Consider the following 6,760-nt stretch of genomic DNA (forward strand, 5'->3'; position numbering starts at 1 on the left):
GGGGTGGGCCTCGATCCTGGCCGCGACCTTCCCGCCCGGCTCGGTGACGGGGGCGCCGAAGCACAGCGCGCTCAAGACGATCGGGGAACTCGAGCGCGAGGCGCGCGGGCCCTACTGCGGCGCGATCGGCTGGGTGGACGGGGATCGGCGCACGGCGCGGCTGGCGGTCGGCATCCGGACGTTCTGGCTCGAGCGCGGGCTGCTGCGGTTCGGCACCGGCGCCGGGATCACCTGGGGATCGGACCCGGCGCGCGAGTGGGCCGAGACGGAACTGAAGGCGGAGCGGCTGATCGGGCTGGCGAGCGGGCGCAGCTGAGGCGCATACCGCAGGAACGAGGAAGCGCCTGAGGCGAATGCCGCAGGAACGAAGAAGGTGCCGAGATCCGGCTCCAGGGCGCGCAGACGGCCCGGACGGCGCCGTGGATGCGCGGAACCCCGCCGGGGGCGGCGGGGTTCCGGAACGAGGTGGGGACGCCGAGGGGTCAGTTGTCGGCGAACAGGTGCGCCAGTTCGCTGTCGATGTCGTAGTGGCGGTGCTCCGAACCGGGGGCCACGGCGGCGTTGGTGCGCTTGAGGAAACTCTCCAGCGCCCGCGCCGGGGCTTCGAGCAGCGCCTCGCCCTCGGGTGAGGACAGCGCGATGCACACGATGCCCTGCCCGCGATTGCGTGAGGGCCATACGCGCACGTCACCGCAGCCGGTGGGCCGTCGGAGGCCTTCGGCGAGCAGATCGCGCGCGAAGACCCAGTCGACCGTCTCGTTGCCGCCGGTGTGGAATGACGCGTGGACGGCGTAGGGATCCGCCGAGTCGTAGCGCAGACCGGCGGGCACCGGAAGAGACGATTCGCTGGAGACGACCAGGCGCAACTGCAACTCACAGGTCACCGAGGTGCTCATGGCGGCCGGCCTTTCCCGTAGGAGTGCGTTGGGGTTACGCACGGAACGTGGCAAAGATGCCACCACAGCGTGGTCGGTAAACCCCTGTGGCCGGGATACGCCGCAGGCTTGCGCCGTTGGGCTGATAGCCGCCGGGCCTGCTGCGGGGGTTCGCGGCCAGGCAGAAGGCGCAGTTCCGAACAGGTATTGATGCTCGTATCCGGATGGCGATGCGGCCAGGTGCCACGCCGGGGGTGGCGCGGGGATCACCCGGTCGGCCGCCGCGGGCGGCTCCGATTCGGCGCAGCGGTTTCCCGCCGGGCGCCGCGACGAGGCTGTGAACTGGGCGGATTCGCGGGTTCCCGGACCGCTGCGGGACCGTACGGACAAGCGGGTTACCATCGGGCCCATGTCCTCCACGATCACGCTCCGCCCCGTCCTCGAGTCCGACCTGCCGATGCTCGCCGTGTTGCGCAGCGATCCGGTGGAGGCCTCCGACTTCGGCTGGTACGGCCACCGGGATAACAGTTCCCTGTATCGGTCGTTCACGGAGACCGGGTTGCTGACGCCGGACGGCGGCTCGTTGGTGGTGCTCGGCGGCGGGGTGCCGGTGGGCGTGGTCAGCTGGCACCAGGTGCGCACCGCGCCGAGTTCGTTCACCTGGAACATCGGCATCGCGCTGCAGACCAGCGGGCGCGGGCACGGATACGGCACGTCCGCCCAGCGCGCGCTGGTGGAGTACCTGTTCGCGCACACGCTGGCGAACCGGGTGGAGGCGTGCACCGAGACGGACAACCTGGCCGAGCAGCGTTCGCTGGAGAAGGTCGGGTTCCAGCGCGAGGGCGTGCGTCGCGGCTGCGCCTTCCGGGACGGGAAGTGGCGCGACATGGTGGTCTACGGGCTCGTGCGCGGCGACGCGCTCAAGGATGCGGACGCCTGAGCAGACGGAGGCGTAACGCGGTAACCGGCGCCGAGGATTCGGTGCCGGCTGCCGCGCGTGGCCGGGCCGGCTAGTCCGCGAGCGCCGCATAGGCGCAGGCCTGGAAGTCCTGGGCGACGGGCGGGGCGGCGGGGGAGTCCCACATGCGCGGGGTGAGCAGGATGCCGATGAGGTTCTCGGCCGGGTCGTTGAACCAGGTCGAGCCGAGGCCTCCGTCCCAGCCGTACTGGCCGACGGCCGGGTAGCCGGTGCGGCGGGTGACCACGCGCACGCCCATGCCCCAGCCGGCCGCGTCCCACATGCCCGGGAGCAGGCCGCCGCGGGCCTTGTTCGCGGGGGTCAGCAGGTCCGAGGTCATCAGCTCGGCCAGTGGGCGAGAAAGCAGGCGGGTGCCGCTGTAGCGGCCGCGGCCGAGCAGCAGGCGGGCGAAGGTGAGGTAGTCCTCGACCGTGGAGACGAGGTCGCCGCCGCCGTCCGGGAACGCTGGGGCGGTGGTCCACTTCCCGTCCTCGGCCGGGTCGGCTACCGTCAACGCGTTGGCGGCTCCGGCGCCGGTGTAGAGCGTGGTGAACCGGTCGAGTTTGTCGGCGGGGACGTGGAAGCCGGTGTCGTCCATGCCCAGCGGCTCGAAGACGCGCTCGCGCAGGAACTGCTCCAGCGGCTTGCCGGTGGCGCGCGCGATGAGCACGCCGGTGACCGCGATGCCGGTGTGGTAGAGCCAGGCCTCGCCGGGCTGGTATGCGAGCGGGAGTTCACCGAGGCGGCTCAGGTAGAGGTCGGGCTGGGGCGCGGGCTCCGGGCTCAGCCGCGGCGGCTGCGGGGCGATGCCGCGCTCTATGGCCGCGGCGGTCAGCGGCCAGTCCGGGTCCCAGGTGCCGCCGAAGCCGGCCCGGAAGGTGAGCAGGTCGCGCAGCGTGATCGAGCGGGCGGCCGGCACGGTCTCGTCCAGCGGGCCGCCGGGGCGCTTGAGCACGCGTCGGTCGGCGAGCTCGGGCAGCAGTTCGTCCACCGGGTCGTCGAGCCGCAGCACGCAGTCGTCGACGAGCATCAGCGCGGCCACCGCGGTGATCGGCTTGCTCATCGAGGAGATGCGGAAGATGGAGTCCGCGCGCATCGACAGGCCGTGGTCGAGGTCCTGCCGTCCGTGCACCTCGATTCGGGTGGTGTCGCCGCGCGCGAACGCGGCCACGAGGCCGGGCAGGACGCCGCGCTGGACGTAGCCGGACAGGACGCGCTCGGCCCGTTGCAGGCCCCGCTTGGTGAACTCGTTCGCTGCCATGGATCAAGTCAACACCCTGGGCCGGTTGGGCGCGCGGATTGCCGCAGACCCGCGCGGCCGCCCGACGCTCTACAGCCCGGACGCGCGGGTGATCTCGAACCGCAGCAGCACCCTGCGGTCGCGCTCCATCGCCGCGCGGTACGCGTCCCAGTCCGGGTGCGTCCCGCTCAGCCGCTGGTAGTAGTCGACCAGCGCGTCGAGCCGGTCGGGGCCGTCGGCGAACTCGGCCTCGCCCTCGACCTGAACCCAGGCCCCGTAGAAGGCGTCGTTGAACACGCACAGGGACACCCGCGGGTCGCGCCGGGCGTTGCGGGCCTTGGCCCGGTCCTCGGTGACGCTGATCATGACCCGGCCCTCACCGTCGATGCCGGCGGTGACCGGGGACTGCTGGACGCGTCCGTCGCGGCGGAAGGTGGCGAGCACGCCGCGGTGGTTCTCGGCGAGGAAGGCGCGGGCGTCGGCGATGTCTGTCATACCCGGCACAACGCGCGAGGTGGCCGGGCGATTCCGCGCGTTGCGCCGGGCGGGTGGTGTGCGGGCGGTGCGCGGGCGGTGCGCGGGGCTTGGTGAGGAGTCTGATATGAGGCACCTCACGGCGACGGGCCGGGCCGGGCTGCTTAGAGTGGTTGTATGAGTGACGCGAATTGGGAGTCTCGGCACGACGGGCTGATCGATCAGCAGATCCGTGCGGCCCAGGCGCGGGGCGAGTTCGACGACCTGCCCGGCTTCGGAAAGCCGCTGGCCGACGAGACGGCGCCGTACCGGCCTGACTGGTGGCTGAACCAGGTGGTCGAGCGTGAGGGGGCGGGGACACATGTCGTCCCGCTGCCGCTCGCGCTGCGCAAGCTCGCCGACGAGCTGCGGGCCGGGGCACAGAAGATGAGCAGTGAGGCCGAGGTGCGTGCGGCCGTCGCCGACTACGCCGAGCGGGCCGCCAAGGCGCGGCTGATGCCGCAGGTCGGGCGCGGGGTCGTGCTGCCGATGCTGGACGCGGACGAGATCGTCGCGGGCTGGCGGGAACGGCGTACCCGGCAGGCGCGGTAGGAATCAGCGGAGAGTAAGCGGGGGCCGGTCGGAACCGGCCCCCGCGTGTGCCTGTCTAGCGTGCCGTCATCGGCATCAGCCCGCGGTCAGGGTGAAGTCGTCCGCGTAGACGGTGCCCTGGCCGTACCAGCCGTGGATGTACACGGTCACCGCGCCGGAGGAGCCGGTGGTGAAGCTGAGCGTGAGCTGGTTCCACGAGCTCGACGAACTCCACGTGTCGGTGCTCGCGCCGCCGCTCACGCCGATGAACGCGTAGTTGCCCTCGACCCAGCCGGTCAGCGTGTACTTGGTGTTGGCCGCCAGGGTCACCGCCTGGTCGCACTCACCGGTCACGCTCGAGGTCGGGACCACCTTGAGGGCGTACTTGCCCCCGTGCACGGTCGTGGACTGCACCGAGTCGCCGGACTGGCAGGTCCACGGGCTCGCGGTGCCGGTCTCGAAGTTGCCGTTGACGAGCGAACCGCTGCCGGTGGTGCCCCCGCCGCCCGTGCTGGTGACGGTGAGCGTGTAGGTGGCGCTCTGGGTGCCGGAGGCCGCGGTGCCGGTCACGGTGATCGGGTAGGTGCCCGCCGCCGTGGCCGAGGTGGTGGCGAAGGTGACGGTGGAGGACGAGCCGGCCGTGACCGAGCTCGGGCTGAACGAAACCGTCACGCCGCTCGGCGCGCCGCTCGCGGTCAGCGCCACGCTCTGGGCCGAGCCCGAGGTGACGGCCGTCTTGACGGTCGCCGTGGTCGAGGAGCCCGCGGCCACCGAGCCGGAGCTCGCGGAGAGCGAGACCGAGAACCCGTTCGACGAGGTGGTGCCAGAACCGCTGGTGAACGGGGCGAAGGCGTTGCTGAAGAACCAGGTGCTCTGCGAGATGCCGGAGCAGCTGTCGGAGCCGGCCGTGCCGACACAGCCGCCGTTGTCCCGTTCCAGCGCCCAGAACGACAGGGTGTTGATCCCCTTGCTCTCGGCCCAGTTGAGCACGGTGCTCGCGTCCGCGGTGGTGAAGGTCTCGGCCGCGCCGTAGTCGTCGATGCCGACCATCTCGGTGATGCCGATCATGCCCCACAGCTGAGTGGAGCTGTAGGACGGGTAGAGCGTCTGGAGCTGGCTGTAGAGGCCCGCCGCGGCGGTCTCGGTGTCGTTGGCCATCTCGTGCGTGGCGCCGTCGTAGTAGTCGAACGTCATGATGTTCGCGACGCTGACGGTGGCGCCCTCGGCCACGGCGTTCTGCAGCACGGCCAGGCCGGAGGAGGCCAGGCCCGAGGTGGTGGTGGGCATGGTGTAGGAGAACTGGATGGTGCGGTTGTTCGCCGCCGCCCAGGACTCCACCTGCGCCACGGCCTGGTTGCGGCGGGTGATGCCGGCCGTGTTCGTCAGGGAGTTGTCCTCGACGTCGAGGTCGATCCGCGAGACGTTGTAGGTGGTGATCACGCTCTCGTACACGGCCGCGATGGAGCTGACGCTGGTGCAGCTGTCGGCGATGTCGGTGCCGGTGTCGTCGGCCGTGTAGCCGCCGAAGGACGGGATCACGTTGCCGCCGTCGGCCTGGATGGTGGCGAAGTCGCTGCCCCAGGTCGAGGTGGAGATCGGCTGGCTGGAGTCGCCGTTCCAGTAGGCGGTGCACGAGCCCTTGGTCGCGGTCTGCAGGAACGCCGCCGTCAGGTACTTGTCGCCGGAGGCCTGGGACTCGGCGAGTGGGTCGTCGCCGCTGTAGGCCTCCCAGTAGGGGGCGAACACGTGCGCCGGGAGCGGGGTGTTGGTGGTGGCGGCGGACGCGCTGCCGGCGCCGAGGGCCACCAGCCCCGCCGAGGTGGCGGCGAGGAAGGCGGCGGCGCAGGCCGCGGTGAGCGCGCGGGGTGTGCGGGGTCGGAGCATGGGCCTCTCCTGGGATGGCTGGAGCAGGACTGTTCTGACACCGGCCGGTGTACCAGGCACATAATTGGACTAGACCATCGGTCTGTCAAGAACCCTTACTTACTCGATCTCGCCGACCTGGGCGTTCTCCCGCAGACCCACGCAGTCCAACGCCCAGAAGGTCTCCGCGTACACCAGCGTGCCGGTCATCCAGGGCTGATACGCCGCCAGCCGGGCCACCTGGAACGCGGGCTCGGGGATGCGCAGCGAGGGGGAGCGGAAGCCGAGCGTGTCCGCGCGCGCGAAGCCGCGGGCGCCGTAGTAGCGCGGGGAGCCCTCGAGGAAGAGCAGGGGTACGCCCCGCGCGTCCGCCGCTTCGAGCGCGCGCCGCACCAGCCGGGTGCCGATGGCGCGGCCCTGATACTCCGGCAGTACCGAGAGCGGGGACAGCACGAGCACGTCCACCAGTTGCCGCGGTGCGTCCAGGCGGCTCGCGGAGAGCATGACGTGGCCGATGATCCGCCCGTCCGCCTCGGCGACGAAGGCCTGCGGCGCGAGCGGGGCGGGGGCCAGGCGGAGCGCGTCCGCGAGCACGGCCACGTGTTCGTCCTCGAAGGCCGCGCTGATCAGGGTGCGTACGGCGGCGTGGTCGGCGGGGGTCTCGGCGCGCAGGACGAGGTCGTGCGGCGCGGCGGCAGGGGGGAGATCGGTCTCGGGCACGGCCGGAGCTTAGGCGGGGGCGTCCGGATCGCACCACGCCTTTTTCGCCCACGCCCGCGC

At 71.7% G+C, this 6,760-nt stretch carries 8 protein-coding genes; 3 read left to right on the forward strand and 5 right to left on the reverse strand.

Annotated features, from left to right (window positions below; genetic code table 11):
* Nucleotides 1–316: chorismate-binding protein (locus tag KDL01_RS37740; protein WP_212533518.1), on the forward strand; the 316-nt coding region annotated here is incomplete at its 5' end.
* Between the two features lie 166 nt (nt 317–482).
* On the opposite strand, the gene KDL01_RS37745 is transcribed toward KDL01_RS37740, so the two are convergent.
* A complete protein-coding gene (locus KDL01_RS37745) occupies nt 483–896 on the reverse strand; it encodes an SsgA family sporulation/cell division regulator (RefSeq protein WP_034271838.1) in 414 nt (137 codons plus the stop codon).
* 388 nt (nt 897–1,284) lie between these two features.
* Between KDL01_RS37745 and KDL01_RS37750 the strand changes: the two genes are divergently transcribed.
* Entirely contained in the window at nt 1,285–1,815 is a 531-nt protein-coding gene (locus KDL01_RS37750) for a GNAT family N-acetyltransferase (protein WP_212533519.1), read from the forward strand.
* A gap of 70 nt (nt 1,816–1,885) precedes the next feature.
* Here the strand turns inward: KDL01_RS37750 and KDL01_RS37755 are convergent, their stop codons facing one another.
* Together KDL01_RS37755 and KDL01_RS37760 are read right to left on the reverse strand one after the other, a co-directional pair.
* Nucleotides 1,886–3,094 (reverse strand): serine hydrolase domain-containing protein, encoded by a 1,209-nt coding sequence (locus tag KDL01_RS37755; protein WP_212533520.1) that lies wholly within the window; start codon nt 3,092–3,094, stop codon nt 1,886–1,888.
* A 69-nt stretch (nt 3,095–3,163) separates the two neighbouring features.
* On the reverse strand, nt 3,164–3,568 hold the full coding sequence (locus KDL01_RS37760) for a PPOX class F420-dependent oxidoreductase (protein WP_212533521.1): 405 nt from the start codon (nt 3,566–3,568) through the stop codon (nt 3,164–3,166).
* 156 nt (nt 3,569–3,724) lie between these two features.
* Between KDL01_RS37760 and KDL01_RS37765 the strand changes: the two genes are divergently transcribed.
* On the forward strand, nt 3,725–4,138 hold the full coding sequence (locus KDL01_RS37765) for a DnaJ family domain-containing protein (protein ID WP_212533522.1): 414 nt from the start codon (nt 3,725–3,727) through the stop codon (nt 4,136–4,138).
* Nucleotides 4,139–4,213: 75 nt separating this feature from the next.
* Here KDL01_RS37765 and KDL01_RS37770 read toward each other — a convergent pair whose 3' ends face one another.
* The gene (locus KDL01_RS37770; protein ID WP_212533523.1) at nt 4,214–6,001 is read right to left on the reverse strand and encodes a glycosyl hydrolase family 18 protein; all 1,788 of its coding nucleotides are present in this window, start codon (nt 5,999–6,001) and stop codon (nt 4,214–4,216) included.
* A 99-nt stretch (nt 6,002–6,100) separates the two neighbouring features.
* A complete protein-coding gene (locus tag KDL01_RS37775) occupies nt 6,101–6,700 on the reverse strand; it encodes a GNAT family N-acetyltransferase (protein ID WP_212533524.1) in 600 nt (199 codons plus the stop codon).
* Nucleotides 6,701–6,760: the final 60 nt, after the last annotated feature.

It is taken from the genome of Actinospica durhamensis (assembly GCF_018139695.1).
Classification (GTDB): Bacteria; Actinomycetota; Actinomycetes; order Streptomycetales; family Catenulisporaceae; genus Actinospica; species Actinospica durhamensis.